The 13995-nt window shown below is 69.2% G+C and carries 14 protein-coding genes; 7 read left to right on the top strand and 7 right to left on the bottom strand.

Annotated elements, in window-relative coordinates; genetic code table 11:
- Nucleotides 1-135 precede the first annotated feature (135 nt).
- From A5697_RS21940 to A5697_RS21960, 5 genes are read right to left on the bottom strand one after another with little or no spacing between them, the layout of a single operon-like run.
- On the bottom strand, nt 136-1722 hold the full coding sequence (locus tag A5697_RS21940) for a polyamine aminopropyltransferase (RefSeq protein WP_068012029.1): 1587 nt from the start codon (nt 1720-1722) through the stop codon (nt 136-138).
- Nucleotides 1719-2174 carry a DUF350 domain-containing protein gene (locus tag A5697_RS21945; protein WP_067948715.1) on the bottom strand — a complete coding sequence of 152 codons (456 nt, stop codon included), beginning with the start codon at nt 2172-2174 and terminating at the stop codon, nt 1719-1721. The genes A5697_RS21940 and A5697_RS21945 overlap by 4 nt, the downstream gene beginning before the upstream one ends.
- Nucleotides 2175-2201: 27 nt before the next feature.
- A complete protein-coding gene (locus A5697_RS21950; protein WP_067948713.1) occupies nt 2202-2633 on the bottom strand; it encodes a DUF4247 domain-containing protein in 432 nt (143 codons plus the stop codon).
- Nucleotides 2630-3142 (bottom strand): DUF2617 family protein, encoded by a 513-nt coding sequence (locus tag A5697_RS21955; protein WP_067948711.1) that lies wholly within the window; start codon nt 3140-3142, stop codon nt 2630-2632. The genes A5697_RS21950 and A5697_RS21955 overlap by 4 nt, the downstream gene beginning before the upstream one ends.
- Nucleotides 3143-3151: 9 nt before the next feature.
- Entirely contained in the window at nt 3152-3763 is a 612-nt protein-coding gene (locus A5697_RS21960; protein WP_067948709.1) for a DUF4178 domain-containing protein, read from the bottom strand.
- A 181-nt stretch (nt 3764-3944) separates the two neighbouring features.
- Here A5697_RS21960 and ruvC point away from each other — a divergent pair, with 181 nt between their 5' ends.
- From ruvC to A5697_RS21990, 6 genes are all read left to right on the top strand, one after another.
- Nucleotides 3945-4499, top strand: coding sequence for a crossover junction endodeoxyribonuclease RuvC (gene ruvC / locus A5697_RS21965; RefSeq protein ID WP_067948707.1), 555 nt, complete (start codon nt 3945-3947; stop codon nt 4497-4499).
- Entirely contained in the window at nt 4496-5095 is a 600-nt protein-coding gene (ruvA, locus tag A5697_RS21970; RefSeq protein WP_068012030.1) for a Holliday junction branch migration protein RuvA, read from the top strand. Before ruvC ends, ruvA begins: the two co-directional genes overlap by 4 nt.
- Nucleotides 5092-6135: a Holliday junction branch migration DNA helicase RuvB gene (gene ruvB / locus A5697_RS21975; RefSeq protein WP_068012031.1), complete on the top strand. Its 1044-nt coding sequence runs from the start codon at nt 5092-5094 to the stop codon at nt 6133-6135. The genes ruvA and ruvB overlap by 4 nt, the downstream gene beginning before the upstream one ends.
- 235 nt (nt 6136-6370) lie before the next feature.
- A complete protein-coding gene (locus A5697_RS21980; protein ID WP_067948701.1) occupies nt 6371-7051 on the top strand; it encodes a hypothetical protein in 681 nt (226 codons plus the stop codon).
- 132 nt (nt 7052-7183) lie between these two features.
- Nucleotides 7184-7570 (top strand): DUF1304 domain-containing protein, encoded by a 387-nt coding sequence (locus tag A5697_RS21985; RefSeq protein ID WP_068012032.1) that lies wholly within the window; start codon nt 7184-7186, stop codon nt 7568-7570.
- Nucleotides 7571-7699: 129 nt separating this feature from the next.
- A complete protein-coding gene (locus A5697_RS21990) occupies nt 7700-8386 on the top strand; it encodes a hypothetical protein (protein WP_067948697.1) in 687 nt (228 codons plus the stop codon).
- A gap of 61 nt (nt 8387-8447) precedes the next feature.
- On the opposite strand, the gene car is transcribed toward A5697_RS21990, so the two are convergent.
- Entirely contained in the window at nt 8448-11972 is a 3525-nt protein-coding gene (car, locus tag A5697_RS21995; protein ID WP_068012033.1) for a carboxylic acid reductase, read from the bottom strand.
- Between the two features lie 151 nt (nt 11973-12123).
- Nucleotides 12124-13473, bottom strand: a complete 1350-nt coding sequence (gabT, locus tag A5697_RS22000; RefSeq protein ID WP_068012034.1) for a 4-aminobutyrate--2-oxoglutarate transaminase — start codon at nt 13471-13473, stop codon at nt 12124-12126.
- A gap of 196 nt (nt 13474-13669) precedes the next feature.
- On the opposite strand from gabT, the gene yajC reads away from it, so the two are divergent.
- A partial coding sequence (yajC, locus tag A5697_RS22005) for a preprotein translocase subunit YajC (RefSeq protein ID WP_068012035.1) occupies nt 13670-13995 on the top strand: 326 nt, incomplete at its 3' end.

The raw sequence follows: 13995 nt of genomic DNA on the forward strand, positions 1-13995 counted from the left end.
AGGTGGCGTCGCCTTGCAAGTACACCGGTATCGGTGGGCTACCGATCCCAACACCAGAAACCGCGAGATCTCCGGCGCTCGCTGCTCAGTGTGCGCCGCGGGACGCTAAAAGCGCCGTCGAATTTCGAAACGGCCCTAGTCGTAGCCGTGCCGCATGTCCTCGACGATGCGCGGATTGTCCAGCGTCGAGGGCTCGAGCGGGCGGGGGCGAGTGTCGTCGGGAAACACCGTCGCGGCGTCGAGAACGTGCTGGTTCAGGAAGCGCAGCGGGGGCGCGTTGGGCGGCACGGTGGGTGTGGGCGCACTGCCCCCGCGGCGCGCCAGCACGAAACCCCAGTCACCGAACGTCGGCACATACACGTGGTAGGGCGTGACCGAGTAGCCGGCCGCGCGGATCGACGAGGCGGTGCGCCAGAACGCGGTCTGCGTCGAGAACGGGCTGCCCGCCTGCACAACCATCAGGCCGTTTTCGGCGAGCGCGTGTCCGATGAGTGCGTAGAACTCGGTCGAATACAGCCGGCCCAGGACCGGGGTGTCGGGGTCGGGCAGGTCGACGATGACCGCGTCGAAGCCGCCGGGCGGCACGACGTCCGGGTGCGGGGAGCGCAACCAGCGCATCGCGTCGTCGATCACCACCCTGACCCGTGGGCTGTCCAGCGAGCCGCCGTTGGCCCTGCGCATCGTGGTGCGCGCCAGCTGAATCACCGCGGGGTCGAGCTCCACCTGCACGATCCTCGTGACGCCCGGCTGACGCAGTAGCTCGCGGGCCACCAGTCCGTCCCCGCCCCCGAGGACCAGGACCGATCGCGCGCCCGCCCCGAACGCGGGGTAGACCAGGCTTTCGGTGTAGCGGTACTCGTCCCGGGTGGAGAATTGCAGCCCCCCGTCGAGGTACAGGCGCATGTCGTTACCGCGCTGGGTGACCACGATCTCCTGGTAGGCGGAGTGTTGGTAGGCGATGATCGGGTCCGCGTAGAGGCGCTGTCTGCTCGTGGTCTCGATGTCGGCCGAACGGGCCAGCAGCGTGACGAGGAGGGCGAGCGCGGCGGCGAGTGCGCACAGCGCCGTCGCCAGTTGTCGGGCCGAAACGACCCGGCGCAGTACGAAGATCGCCACGACGGCCGCGGCCAGCAGGTTGACGATGCCGGTGGCCGCGGCGCCGCGAATCATGCCGAGCTGCGGCAAGAGCAGGAACGGCCACACCAGCCCGCCCAGCAGCGCGCCGAGGTAATCGGCGGCGTTGAGGTTGGCCAGCGTCCGGCCGGTTTCGGGCGCCTCGCCGCTGCGGCCGCGCTGCAGCATCGTCATCAGCAGCGGCACCTCGGCGCCGACCAGCCCGCCGATCAGGGCGGTGCCCACCGCCAGCATCCACATCGACTCGTCGTCGATGAATGCGAACACCGTGTACAGCGCCGCCGCCGACAGGCCGCCGACGATGCTCAGTAGCACCTCCACCGCGACGAACGCGATGGCTGCGTGCGCCAGCAGCGGCTTGACCACCAGGGCGCCCACGCCGAGCGCGGCGATGTAGCCCGCGACGATCAGTGACGTGGCGACGATGCCGCCGCCGTTGAGGCTCGCCGCCAGCGTGAGCAGCGCGAGTTCGTAGACGATGCCGGACGCCGCACATGCCGCAACGGCGGCCAGCAACACGGCGCGCCACCGCGCCGAAGGCTCCACGGGCCGGCTCACCTCTGGCACCGGCCGATCAACGGATGTCATGACACCGCGGCGGCCGTGACTCCTCCCACGGCGAGCAATATCAGCGCCACGGCGAACGATCCCGGATGCAACTCCGGCTCGTCGATGTGCTCGTGGAAGCTGCCGGGTATCAGCAGGTGCATCGTGAGCAGCGCCACCCCCAGCAGGATCACGCCCATCAGCCCGTACACCGCCACGCCGACGAGCCCCTGGCCCAGCTGGCTATAGCTGTTCGCGATCGCGGTGATGATGACCACGGTTAGGGAGATGTACATCGCGCCCGCGACGATGACGGCGTTGGGGCGACGGTCGATGAACACCAGCCGGCGCAGATTGCCCGGGGTCAACACGTCGACCGCGTAGAACCCGACAAGCAGCACTGCCATGCCGACCAGGAAGTACAGGATCGTTGCGACCGCGCCCTTCAGGACGGGATTGAGGTCGACGGTGCCGATCTCGACGGCGAGGTACATGGTTTTCTCCTTTGTGGTGGTGAGCCGTCACTTGGTTCCGCCGGGGCCGCCGGGCGTACCGCCGGCGCCGCCCGAGGGCGAGCCGGGCGTGAAGCCGGGGCCCAGGAAGATGAAGGCGCCGTGGCTGTATCCGGCGTTCAGGCCCTCCAGGCGGATGCTGCACGGGCGACTGCCGTCGGGGCCGACGATCACGATGTTGTTGCTGTAGCGCAGGTACTCACTGTCGCCGTTGGCGGCACGCGCCTCGGGGGACTGGTACTCGGCAAGCGTGTCGGCCACGTCGTCGGGAGGCCCGTTGCATTCGTAGCGCTTCCCGTTCGCGTCGTGGGCGTACTCGTGATAGTGGCTGGCGATGTAGGAAGCAATATTCTTCTGCGACAAGATGATTCCGGGCACCAGGCAGGCGACGGCGGCGACGGCCAGCGCACCGGCGATCACGAACAGGCGATTGCGGCTCATGGGTGCCACCGGCTCACCGTATGGACCACGTCACCGCCGGACCCAAAAGGGCTGCGCGGGTAGAGGTGCCAGGTCTGCCAATGCCAGCCGGCGCCGTCGGGTTCGGCAGCCAACGCGGTCAGCGCGGCGTCGTCGCCGGGGAAAGTGCCACCGAGCCAACCCTTTTCCCGCGCGCACCGGTCACGAAGCTCACGCGCCAAGCGGCGGAAGGCCGCCTCGTCGTACGAGTCGGTGCGGGATTGCAGGGAGTACCCGGGCGCGGCGGTGCGCTCCGGCAGGTCGACGCCCAGGCCGCGCGCCGTGCAGGAGACCTCTTCGGAGAACCGGCCCGCGCCGTGCTCGACGGTGACGACGTGCGATGCGCCCAGCACCCCCAGCCGCAGGGCGCCGCCGCCCGGGTGGTGCAGAAGGCAGTCCGCCAGCGGCAGGGGTGCGGGCGCGTTGAGCGCGAGTCCGAGCTTCTGCCCGGAGACGTCCGACGGCGCAACGGCGAGCTGATGAAGGGGCACCGACGCGCCCTAGGGGGTCGACGGCGGGGGCGCCGGATACACGGTGAGCTCGCCCGTCAGCACGGGCTTGCCGGTCGAAACCTCCCACGGCATGCCCGGCGCCCAGCGCTCGAACGAAAGCAGCGCGGACTCGTCGGAGTTGGCGCAGTCGACGAACTCCATCTCGCCACCCGCCGGCAGGCCCGTGGTGCCCTCGGTGGTGAACGACGCGCGACCGCGTTCGGACTCGTGAAACGTCACCCCGTCGACGACGTAGGAGTCGCCCGGCTGCAGCTGGACGTCCTTGCGGCTGACCCACATCGCCAGCTCGAGGCGCCCGTCGTCCTCTTCGACGCTGAACCAGATCGGCTGGTCGCCGCCCTCCAGCAGATGTTCCCACCACACGAACGGGCCCTCGCGATACGTCACCGATCCGCGGACCACGTAGTCGACGCCGCCGTAGCTGACGATCGCGCCGGGGCCGAGTTGCCGGGGCCCGAACTCGGGCATCGCGTTGAACGAGAGGGGATCCTGGCGTCCGCGCGGCGGGGCCGATTGCTTGGGCCGCCGCAAAGCGATGACCAACACCACGATTGACGCGATGAACAGCACGATCGCGATAATGACCAGCAGTGATCCCACGCGAACCCTTCCGTTGCCACATTGCTTGAGCGAACGTGGGGTAAAGCTAACAGCTTTTTTGCGGGTTCGGCGCTGTAACGTCCCGAGCCGGGAATCGGCGGCGAAGCCGCGTGTCCTCCGCGGAGCCGTCGGCCCCGGCCGCTAGGGTATCGAACAGCTGTTCTACAGGTGGGAGCGGGCAATGCGCGTGATGGGCGTCGACCCCGGACTGACCCGATGCGGACTGTCGGTGGTCGAAACCGGGCGCGGGCGAAACGTTGTCGCGCTCGACGTCGACGTGGTGCGGACCCCGTCTGATGCGCCGTTAGCCCATCGGCTGCTGGCCATCAGCGATGCCGTCGAGCACTGGCTGGCCACCCACCAACCGGATGTCGTGGCCATCGAGCGGGTGTTCTCCCAGCTGAACGTCTCGACGGTGATGGGCACCGCGCAGGCCGGCGGGGTGGTCGCGCTCGCGGCCGCCAGACGCGGCATCGACGTGCACTTTCACACCCCGAGCGAGGTGAAGGCCGCGGTGACGGGCAACGGCGCCGCCGACAAGGCCCAGGTCACCGCGATGGTCACCAAAATCCTTGCGCTGCAAGCCAAACCGACGCCGGCCGACGCCGCCGACGCGCTGGCGCTGGCGATCTGTCACTGCTGGAGGGCGCCGATGATGGCCCGGATGGCCGCGGCCGAGGCGCTGGCCGAGCAGCAGCGGCACAAGTATCTAGCGAAGCTGAAGGCCGCACGATGATCGCGTCGGTGCGCGGCGAGGTGCTCGAGGTGGCGCTCGACCATGCGGTGATCGAGGCCGCCGGGGTCGGCTACCGGGTGAACGCGACACCGTCGACGTTGGCGACCCTGCGCACCGGGACCGAGGCCCGGCTGATCACCGCGATGGTGGTGCGCGAGGATTCGATGACGCTGTACGGGTTCACCGACTCCGACACCCGCGACCTGTTCCTCACGCTGCTGACGGTGTCGGGCGTGGGGCCACGGCTGGCCATGGCGACGCTGGCGGTGCACGACGCCGCGGCGCTGCGGCAGGTGCTGCACGACAGCGACGTCACGGCGCTGACCCGGGTGCCCGGGATCGGTAAACGCGGCGCCGAGCGGATGGTGCTCGAGTTGCGGGACAAGGTCGGTGCCGTCGCGGCGGGCGCTCCGGGTGGCGCATCCGCGGTAAACGGGCACGCGGTCCGGGGCCCGGTGGTGGAGGCCCTGGTCGGTCTCGGCTTCGCCGTCAAGCAGGCCGAAGAGGCCACCGACAAGGTGCTGGCCACCGAGCAGGACGCGACGACGTCGGGCGCCCTGCGCGCCGCGCTGTCGCTGCTGGGCAAGTCCCGATGAGCGACTACGACGACCGCGAGCTGTCCCCGGCGCTGGCCGTCGGGGAGGGGGACATCGACGTCAGCCTGCGGCCGCGTTCGCTGCAAGAGTTCATCGGCCAGCCGCGGGTGCGCGAACAGCTCCAGCTGGTGATCGAGGGAGCCAAGAACCGCGGTGGGACACCGGATCACATCCTGCTGTCGGGTCCGCCCGGGCTCGGCAAGACGTCGCTGGCCATGATCATCGCGGCCGAACTCGGGACGTCGTTGCGGGTGACGTCGGGCCCCGCGCTGGAACGCGCCGGCGACCTGGCCGCCATGCTGTCCAACCTGGTCGAGCACGACGTGCTGTTCATCGACGAGATCCACCGCATAGCGCGGCCCGCTGAGGAGATGCTGTACCTGGCCATGGAGGACTTTCGGGTCGACGTGGTGGTGGGCAAGGGTCCCGGCGCGACGTCGATCCCCCTGGAGGTCGCGCCCTTCACCCTGGTCGGCGCCACCACCCGGTCCGGCGCGCTGACCGGCCCGCTGCGCGACCGGTTCGGCTTCACCGCACACATGGACTTCTACGAGCCCGCCGAGCTCGAGCGGGTGCTGGCCCGCTCCGCCGGGATTCTGGGTATCGAGCTGGGCGCCGAGGCGGCCGAGGAGATCGCCCGGCGCTCGCGCGGCACGCCGCGCATCGCGAACCGGCTGCTGCGCCGGGTCCGGGACTTCGCCGAGGTCCGCGCCGACGGGGTGATCACCCGCGACGTCGCGAAGTCCGCGCTGGCGGTCTACGACGTCGACGAACTCGGCTTGGACCGGTTGGACCGGGCGGTGCTGTCGGCGCTGACCCGCAGTTTCGGCGGCGGGCCGGTCGGGGTGTCGACGCTGGCGGTGGCCGTCGGCGAGGAGGCCGCCACCGTCGAGGAGGTGTGCGAGCCGTTCCTGGTGCGCGCCGGGATGGTGGCCCGCACCCCCCGAGGCCGGGTGGCCACCGCTCAGGCGTGGACCCACCTGGGCATGAGCCCGCCGGCGGGGGCGGCCGGGCTGGGCCAACCCGGGCTGTTCGACTAATTCGCCGCCCTCACCGACCGCCTGGCGAATTGCAGCCAAATCGTGACCTTTGCGGCTGGCCGGCGCGCGTACGGGCGGCTGCCCGGATCGGGCCTGCTCAGAGCGCCGCCACCGGCGCCGCAGGTACCTCGGCGCAGGGCCGCAGCAAACGGGATGCGCGGCCCGCGGCAGGTTATGCGCGGGCGCCGTCGGGTAACCAGGCTCACAACAGCAATACCTGTTGAAGGAGATCCTGATGAGGAACACGCGCTACGACTATGAACGCCCTCGCGCGCTCTACATGCCGCGCACCCGCGGCGCGCTGACCGGCCTGCTCCTGATCTTGTTGGGCGCCTGGGGCGCATTGGTGCCGTTCTTCGGGCCCAACATCGATTGGGCGTACATGTCCGACCCGGCTTGGACGTGGACGACGACCAAGGGCTGGCTCGAGGTGCTCCCCGGGGCCGCCACGGCGGTGGGTGGCCTGCTCGTGCTGTTGTCCGGTAACCGGGCCAGCGCCGTGTTCGGTGGCTGGCTGGCGGTCGCCGGCGGCGCCTGGTTCGTGGTGGGCCGCGCGTTCGCGTCGACCCTGGGCATCGGGGACCTCGGTCAACCGGTGGCGTCGACGGACCTGAAACGAGCCCTGTTGGAGATCACCTACTTCACCGGTCTGGGCGCCCTGATCGTGTTCCTGGGCGGGGCGGCGGTCGCGCGCGTGGCCGTTCGGCACGCGCGCGATGTCGTGGTGAGGGAACCGGCGCCAGTGGCGGCGGACGCCGTGCCTGCGGGTGAGCCCGCCATGTACGACGAGACTCGCGGCCCGACGCGGGCGCGGGCGGATGCACTGACAGCCGAGCCCGAGCCGCGCGGGCGGGGCCTGTTCGGTCGGCGCGCCGGTGGCGGTCTTTTCCACCGCCACCACCACGCCGGGGTGTAGGCGGTAACCGGTAACTCGGGAGGCGCCGGTAGCCGTTGGCTACCGGCGCCCTTTCGTGTCAGGGCAGTCCCGCCGGCCGCGGGTCGGTAAAGTCTGCCGGGACACGCAGGCCTCGACGAGCGAGGAGGAGCGATGATCGCCGCCGGGTTGGTGTTCGCCGCATTGGCGGCGTTACTGCACGTGTACATCTTCGTGATGGAATCGTTGACCTGGACTTCGCCGCGGACCCGTGCCACGTTCGGCACGACGGCCGAGGAGGCCGAGACCACCAAGCTGCTGGCCTTCAACCAAGGTTTCTACAACTTGTTCCTTGCGGTGGTCAGCGGCGCGGGCATTGCCGCAATCGTGTTGCGGCACAACGCCGTTGGTGCGGCGCTGATTTTCGCCGGCGTCGGTTCGATGGCGGCGGCCGCGGTGGTGCTGCTCCTGTCCGCGCCGGACAAGGCGCGGGCCGCGGTGACGCAGGGCGCCTTTCCGGTGATCGCGATCGTGCTGCTGCTGCTCGGACTTCACCAGTAACAGCAGCCTCACCAGCCCCAATGGCCACGGGGGCGGGGTGGTTTGCGCGCGCCCGATGGGTTACGACTGGAAAACGCCGGGTACCCATCTCCGGCCGGAAATAGGCCCGGTATTTAACGAGGGGATGTCATGAAATACGCAGAAGACGGCCAAACCCGCGGGCTGAGCATGCCGCGTTCGCGTGGCGCGGTCAGCGGATTGCTCCTGGTCATCTTGGGAGCTTGGGGGGCGTTAATACCGTTTGTCGGACCGCGCTTCAATTTCGCCTACACACCCGACCGGGAGTGGGCGTGGAGTACGGCTCGTGGGTGGCTCGAGGTCCTGCCGGGAGCCGCGACCGTGCTGGGCGGTCTGTTGTTGATCGTCGCCGGAAACCGGGTGGCGGCCATGTTGGGCGGTTGGCTGGCGGTGCTGGCCGGCGCCTGGTTCGTCGTCGGTGGTCAGCTCGCGCCGCTGCTGGGAATCGGCTCCGCCGGCGACCCGGTCGCCGCCACCGATCGCAAGCGTGCGGTGCTCGAGGTCAGCTATTTCTCCGGACTGGGCGCGTTGATCGTCTTCGTCGGCGGTGTGGTGCTGGCGCGCACGGCCGTGCGGCTGGCGCGTGACGTGCAGCCCGTGCCGCCGGCGGCGGCCGTGTCGGCGCCGGGCGTCGAGCCCTACCGCGAAGCGGCATACGAGCCCGCCGAGGTGTCCTCGGGCGCGTTGACCAAGCCGCGTTCGGCCGCCGACCCGGAGCCGAAGCGGGGGTGGCGTCGCCAACGCCCGGCGTCGGGTGCCAACGCCGCGTACCTGCGCTGGCCACACCCACAGCAGTAGCCGATTCACGAGAACGGCGATCGCCCAGTCCGCGACGGACTGGGCGATCGCTGTTTTGCGCTTACAGCAGGCCGAGCAACTGCAGGTCGGTGATGTACTTGACGATGATCGGCGCCGAGACATGCGGAATGTCTTTGTCGGGGCCGATTTTCGCCTCCTGCACCGCGGCGCGGAAGCGATCGGTCGGTGCCATCGATCCGTTGATCGGCTCTGAAGGCTGCTGGTAGTTGTGCAGCAGCGGCAGCAGCGAGTACTGGCGTTGCCGCTCGGGCAGGCCCCGCATCGTCTGCTCGAACCGGCGCAGCCATTCGCCGTAGTCGGCGATCCGCTGGATCCCAAAGCCGGCGTCGATCAGCCAGTCGACGTACTCGTCGAGCCCGATGCCGTCGTCGTACGGGTTCATCACGTGGTACGTCTGGAAGCCGTCCCCGGTGTCCAGCACCTGCGTCCCCAGCGTGGAGATCGCCGCGGCGATGAATTCGACCGGCAGGCCGTCGTAGTGCGAACGCTGACGGTTGCCCTCGGCGTCCAGCTCGTAGAACGAACCGGGTGCGACACCGGTCGCCACCAGGCTCAGCATCAGCCGGGTGAACATGTCGGGCAGGTTGAGCTGCCCGGCGTAGGTGGTGTCGGCCAGGATCATGTCGCACCGGAAGACCGTGACGGGCAGGCCGCACAGGTCGTGCGCCTCCCGCAGCAGCACCTCGCCGGCCCACTTGCTGTTGCCGTAGCCGTTGGCGTAGTTGTCGTTGATCTCGCGGGTAGCGCTGATCTGCCGGACGTCGGCGTCTTCGACGAACTGGCCCGGCTTGATCTGGTCACCGACGCCGATCGTCGAGACGTAGGCGTACGGCTTCAGCTTGGTGGTCAGCGCGATCCGGATCAGTTCGGCGGTACCCAGCGTGTTGGGGCCGAACAGCTCGCTATACGGCAGGACGTGGTTCACCAGAGCGGCCGGATCGACGATCAGATCGACGGTGTCGGCCAGCCGCTGCCAGGCCGGCTGGTCCAGGCCGAGGTTGGCCTCGCCCTTGTCGCCGGCGATGACTTCGAGGTGGTCGGCGGCCAATTGCTGATAGTGCGCCACCAACTTCGGGTCGCCGTGCGGTGAGCCCACGCCGAACGTCTTGTCCAGCCGGGCGCGCGCCTCGTCGTCGGACTTGGCCCGCACCAGCGCGATCACCTTGCCGTCCACCATGTCCATGCGCTCGAGCCACTCCAGCGCCAGGTAGCGGCCCAGGAAGCCGGTCGCGCCGGTCAGCAACACCGTTCGCACCTCGGTGGTGGGCCGGGGCAGGCTCGGTGCCGCGGTCAGGGTCTCCGCCTCGAGGAACTTGTCCAGGGTCAGGTCGCCTGCGTGCACCGTGCCGGCATCGCGTCCGTGGACCGCGGCGAAGGTCGGCCGCTTGGTGCCCTGGCGCTCGCCCTCGATGTAGCTGGCGATGGCCTGCAGGTCGCTGGCCGGGCTGACGATGACGCCCACCGGGACGTCGATGTCGAAGATCTCGCGCAGCAGGTTCCCAAACGTCAACGCCGACAACGAGTCTCCGCCCAGGTCGGTGAAGTGCGCGTCCGGGGTCAGCTCGGTGCTCGCCGTGCCGAGCATGGCCGCGGCGGCCCGGCTCACCGTCTGCAGCACCGGCGCGTTCGCGCCGTTGCGGCGCAATTCGGCAAGCTCGTTGGCCTGCCCCTGGGCCAGCTCGGCGTAGAGCTGCTCGAGCCGCTCGCCGTAATGCTGCTTCAGCTTCGGCCACGCCAGCTTGCGGATCCCGGTCAGCAGACCGTTCTCCAGGCTGAACGGGGTGGTCTCGATGATGAAGTCGCGCGGCACCTCGTAGGACTGCAGGCCCGCCTGACGTGCGACGGCCTGCAACGAGTCGGCGATCTTTCCCTTGAGCGTCTCGAGGTCCCCCGAGGCCAGCGCTTCTTCGGTGGGCACCACGACGGCCAGCAGGTAGGGCTGGGCGCTGTTGCCGTAGACGTAGATCTGGCGCACCAGCGGGCTGTTGCCGAACTCGGCCTCCAGCTTGGCCAGGGTCACGAACTCGCCCTGCGCCAGCTTCAACACGTTGTTGCGGCGGTCGACGTACACCAGCTTGTCCGGCGCGATCTCGGCGAACACGTCGCCGGTCCGGTAGTAGCCGTCTTCGTCGAACACGTTCGCGGTGGTCTCGGCCCGCTTGTAGTAGCCGGGGAACATGTTCTCGGTGCGCAGCAACAGCTCGCCGCGCGGGTGCGGCCGGTCGGTGCTGAAGTAGCCCAGGTCCGGCACGTCGACGAGCTTGTAGTCGATCACCGGCGGGCGCTGAATCTCGCCGTCGAACAGCACCATCCCGGCTTCGGTCGAGCCGTAGCCGTCCATCAGGTGCATCTCGAGCAGCGACTCGACCCAGGTGCGCAACTCCGGCGAGGTCGGGGCCGAGCCCGTCATCGCGAAGATGAACCGCCCACCCAGCAGGTACTGGCGCTGCTCGGCCAGGACCTGAGCCGCCACAGCCTCGCGGTCGCCGCCCTCGGAAAGCCGCCGGTCAACCTGGCGCTGGAATTCGCCGAACAGGGTCTCCCAGATGCGCGGCACGAAGTTCAGCTCGGTCGGCCGCACCAGCTCGAGGTCCTCCAGCAGCGTGGAGAGGTCGCTCTTGGCGGCGAAGTAGGCGGTGCCGCCGTTGCCCAGCGTGCCGTACAGGATGCCGCGGCCCATGACGTGGCTCATCGGCATGAAGTTCAGGGTGATCGACGCGGCGCTTTCGCCGAACCAGTTCCTGCTGCCCCGACGCCAGATCTTGGCGACGTTGCTCTGCGGGTACATCGCGCCCTTGGGTGCGCCGGTGCTGCCGGAGGTGTAGATCAGCAGGGCCAGCGGGTCAGATTCCTCGCTGGCGGGGATGGGCATTTCCGGCAGCGCGTTGCCGCGCTCGAGCACCTCGGCCAGCGTCTCGACCGGCACGCCGGCGTCCGCCAGCCGCGTGCGCGCGGTCTCCACGGCCTCGCGCTCGTCGTCGACCTCGGGGTGGTAGTCGAACGCCACCAGCCTGGCGGGCCGGTGGCCGCTCAAGATCAACTCCACGGCCTCGGGCAGCTGGTTCACGCTGGCCGCGATCACGGTGGGCTCGGTCTCGGTGACGATCGGCTGCAGCGACGTGAGCGAGGCGCTGGTCTGCAGCGGCACCGACACCGCGCTGATAATGGCCAGCGCCATGTCGATGGTGGCGTAGTCGACGCTGTTGAAGCCCAACACACAGACCCGGTCACCGACGTGCACCCCGTCGTTGGCCCAGGCGCGGCCGAGCGCCTCGACGCGATCGGCCAGCTGGCGATACGTGATGGTCTCGTAGCGGGGGAGCAGCTCGAGCCTGGTGCGCCCGGTCGCCGCGTCCTCGACGTACTCCACCACGCGGTGCGCGAGGGCCGGCCGATCCGCATACCCCTCGAGTGCGGTCCGGATGACTTCTGGAAGTCGCAGTCCGGGCTTCTCGAGCGCCGCTTCGACCGCCGGGTCGGGGCGGGCGGCGGCGAACTGGGGGTCGCTTGCGGTCAGTTCCTCGATGCGGCGCTCGAGCCGCTCGTCGTGATTGATCGTCGACATAAACAAATTCCCTTGCAATGAAAGATAGTGAGTCGTTTCGCGCCGATGCGCTGACGTTTAGAACGTTAGCTAAAGTAACGGTATTCCACCACGGCCGCGCCGCGGCGGGGGTTGTGAGATTGCCCACGCGGGCTCGACGAGTCCCCAGGTCTTAGAGGTCGCCCAGCAGCCGGCCGAGGATGTCGAGCCCCTCGGCGAGCAGCTCGTCGCTGATCGGCAGCGGCGGTAGCAGCCGGATGACGTTGCCGAACATGCCGCAGGTCAACACGACCACCCCGGCGGCGTGGGCCGCGGTGGACAATTTCCGAGTCAGCTCCGCGTCGGGTTCCGAGGTCCCTGACTTCACCAACTCGATGGCGATCATGGCGCCGCGGCCACGCACGTCGCCGATCCGGTCATCGCTGGCCTGCAGACGCAACAACGGTTCGGTGATCAGCCGTTCCAATTGTCGAGCGCGATCGATTAGTCCGTCGCTTTCGATCGTGGTGATGGTGGCCAGTGCGGCCGCACAGGCAATTGGGTTACCGCCGAAGGTGCCGCCCAAACCGCCGACGTGCGATGCGTCCATGATCGGTGCGCGGCCGGTGACCGCCGAGAGCGGCAGCCCGTCGGCGATGCCCTTGGCGGTGCAGATCAGGTCGGGTTCCAGACCGTTCGGCCCTTCGTGTTCGCACGCGAACATCGCGCCGGTGCGCGCGAAGCCGGTCTGCACCTCGTCGGCGATGAACACCACGTCGTTCCTGCGGCACCAGTCGAGCAGGGCGGGCAGGAATCCCTCGGCCGGCACGATGAACCCGCCCTCGCCGGCGATCGGTTCGATGATGACGGCGGCGAGGCTGTCGGCGCCGACCTGGCTCTCGATCACGTCGATCGCCCGTGCGGCGGCCTTCTCGCCGTCGGTGGCCAGCTCCTTGTCGAGCAGGCCGTCCCGGTAGGGGTAGGACACCGGGGCCCGGTAGACCTCCGGCGCGAACGGGCCGAAGCCGCTCTTGTAGGGCTTGGACTTGGCGGTCAGCGCCATCGCCAGGTTGGTGCGGCCGTGATAGGCGTGGTTGAACGCCACGACGGCGGGCTTGCGGGTGTACGCGCGCGCGATCTTCACTGCATTCTCGACCGCCTCGGCGCCGGAATTGAACAACACCGAGCGCTTCTCGCCCGAGCCCGGCGTGATCCGGTTCAGCTCCTCGGCGACGGCGATGTACTGCTCGTACGGCGTGACCATGAAGCAGGTGTGGGTGAACTCGGCGACCTGCGCGCGCACGGCCTCCACCACCCGGGGCGCGGAATTGCCGATGGTGGTCACGGCGATGCCCGAAGCCAGGTCGATGAGCCGGTTGCCGTCGACGTCCTCGATGATGCCGCCGGAGGCGCGCGCCACGAACACCGGCAACGAAACGTTCACCCCGTGCGACACCGCCGCGGCGCGCCGTTTGGTCAGTTCCAGCGAAGCGGGACCGGGGATTTCGGTGACCAGCTGGCGGGTCTGCTCGAGGCCGGCCACGATTTTCTCCTCACCGCGGCGCGCCCGTCACGTCGCCACCCAAGCCTATCCGGCCCGGCCCCGACGGGCCTCCCGCGCACGGCGGCGGTCGGGAGCGACCTGCGGCACTGGCACACTGGCCGGTATGAGGTGCGCGGCCCGCGGGCCGTCCCCGCACTAATGCTCCGAATGCCACTACGAAAAGACAGGCCCGTCCATGGAGAGTTTGATCCTGTTCCTGCCCTTCCTGCTCATCATGGGTGGGTTCATGTACTTCGCGTCGCGGCGCCAGAAGCGCGCGATGCAGGCCACCATCGACCTGCACGAGTCATTGCAGCCGGGGGACCGCGTGCACACGACGTCCGGTCTGGAGGCGACGGTCGTCGCGATCACGGAGGACACCATCGATCTCGAGATCGCCCCCGGCGTGGTGACCACGTGGATGAAGCTCGCCATCCGCGACCGGATCCTTCCCGAAGACGATCAAGACCTGATCGACGGTGACGGCTCCGACGACTTGGCAGAATCCGACGAGGGCCGGGT

It is taken from the genome of Mycobacterium sp. E3251 (genome assembly GCF_001666835.1).
Lineage (GTDB): Bacteria > Actinomycetota > Actinomycetes > Mycobacteriales > Mycobacteriaceae > Mycobacterium.

Bases quoted from the DNA above. Each gene is read 5' to 3' on its own strand.
- A5697_RS21940 (WP_068012029.1), bottom strand. From the start codon at position 1,722: ATGACATCCGTTGATCGGCCGGTGCCAGAGGTGAGCCGGCCCGTGGAG.
- A5697_RS21945 (WP_067948715.1), bottom strand. From the start codon at position 2,174: ATGTACCTCGCCGTCGAGATCGGCACCGTCGACCTCAATCCCGTCCTG.
- A5697_RS21950 (WP_067948713.1), bottom strand. From the start codon at position 2,633: ATGAGCCGCAATCGCCTGTTCGTGATCGCCGGTGCGCTGGCCGTCGCC.
- ruvC (WP_067948707.1), top strand. From the start codon at position 3,945: ATGCGCGTGATGGGCGTCGACCCCGGACTGACCCGATGCGGACTGTCG.
- ruvA (WP_068012030.1), top strand. From the start codon at position 4,496: ATGATCGCGTCGGTGCGCGGCGAGGTGCTCGAGGTGGCGCTCGACCAT.
- ruvB (WP_068012031.1), top strand. From the start codon at position 5,092: ATGAGCGACTACGACGACCGCGAGCTGTCCCCGGCGCTGGCCGTCGGG.
- A5697_RS21980 (WP_067948701.1), top strand. From the start codon at position 6,371: ATGAGGAACACGCGCTACGACTATGAACGCCCTCGCGCGCTCTACATG.
- A5697_RS21985 (WP_068012032.1), top strand. From the start codon at position 7,184: ATGATCGCCGCCGGGTTGGTGTTCGCCGCATTGGCGGCGTTACTGCAC.
- A5697_RS21990 (WP_067948697.1), top strand. From the start codon at position 7,700: ATGAAATACGCAGAAGACGGCCAAACCCGCGGGCTGAGCATGCCGCGT.
- car (WP_068012033.1), bottom strand. From the start codon at position 11,972: ATGTCGACGATCAATCACGACGAGCGGCTCGAGCGCCGCATCGAGGAA.